The organism is Vibrio sp. D173a (assembly GCF_030248475.1).
In genome coordinates this window covers 1-1,375 of record NZ_JAHGAH010001245.1, presented here as the reverse complement: position 1 = coordinate 1,375, position 1,375 = coordinate 1, and the positions used below count along the sequence as shown (strand labels likewise).

Sequence of the window (1,375 nt, the reverse complement as noted above, 5' to 3'; positions counted from 1 at the left end):
GGTCCAAAGAGCACGATTTGGATTTCATCTTTTCCACGGATGGTGACGGTGATAGGCTGCTTGTCGCTGATGAAAATGGAGAGTGGTTAAGAGGTGATATATTGGGCTTATTGTGTTCTTTTGCATTAAAAGCTGAGGCGATAGCTCTACCTATCAGCTGTAACTCAATAATAAAAACCTCCGACCAATTTAAGAAAGTCATTACAACAAAAATAGGCTCGCCTTATGTTATTGCAGAGTTTGCTGAGCTGAGTAAAAGCTATCAGTCTGTCGTGGGATTTGAAGCAAATGGTGGATATTTGCTTGGCAGCGACATCGAAGTCAATGGGAAGAAATTAGCAGCATTGCCCACTCGCGATGCAATCCTTCCGGCTTTAATGTTGCTCTCATTGTCACAATCATCGCAGCTAAGTATTACTGATTTAATTGCCCAACTACCAAAACGATTTACTCATAGCGATCGTATTCAAAACTTTGCAACAAGCAAAAGTTTAGAACTAATAAATCTTGGACACAGCAACCCAGATAATTTACTTGTTCTATTGGGCATGGATGGTTTACAAACCGAAAGAATTGATTTAACAGACGGGCTTAGATTAACGTTAACTAATCAAGATATTATTCATTTAAGACCATCTGGCAATATCTAAGATAATCAGTTTATAGTGATAAATAAGCCTGGTTCATGGCCAGGCTTTACTGGGTAGAATACACTATGAAGTTCTCATGGGAATAACGCTTCCTTGAACTGGTTTTACTATGCTATTTTTTGGTATCTCTCCGGAAATAGTACACCCTGCACCAATAACACTGTCATTTGCTCATATAAAAACGTTGTCGCCTATATGTATAGGCTTACAGTCATAATCTAGAGTATGTCTATTGTTAGGGTCAATCGGATGAAAGTTACTACCTAAACAATTAAATCCAGGACCTATTAAAGAGTCTTTTCCGATGTGTATGGAAGATTTATCTGCAATAATCGTACTATTATTATTAATATGAACATTTTCACCAATTATAATAGATGAACCTACTCTCCTCGATTCAATATATATTTCAGATGTAGTCAAACCTGGAGAAAGAGTATAGCCATAAGTAACATTATCCTTTATGACTATCTTTCCTTCACCTTTAATCTTAGTAAATTGAACAATATTAAGGCTGCTATTACATTCCGTTAATCCAGCTCTTGAACTTTTGTAAAATCTAAACCAAAATTTATTCTTACGCTTCTGATACTTCCTTATTTTCTTATCTAACTTCCTTGTCAATGAGCTAAGCATAATCCTGAACTCTACCAATTATTTTATTGTAACCAGAAACCACCATATCGTTACTAACATTTTTTGTTATTACTGCGTTAGCTCCAATA

The 1,375-nt window shown here is 35.9% G+C and carries 1 protein-coding gene and 1 pseudogene; one reads left to right on the top strand and one right to left on the bottom strand.

Going from position 1 to position 1,375, the window contains the following annotated elements:
• Positions 1-650, top strand: a pseudogene (locus tag KIV40_RS32600) (phosphomannomutase); the annotation flags it as partial.
• Between the two features lie 171 nt (positions 651-821).
• On the opposite strand, the gene KIV40_RS32595 reads toward KIV40_RS32600, so the two are convergent.
• Positions 822-1,286: a hypothetical protein gene (locus tag KIV40_RS32595; protein ID WP_285353507.1), complete on the bottom strand. Its 465-nt coding sequence runs from the start codon at positions 1,284-1,286 to the stop codon at positions 822-824.
• Between the last annotated feature and the right edge of the window lie 89 nt (positions 1,287-1,375).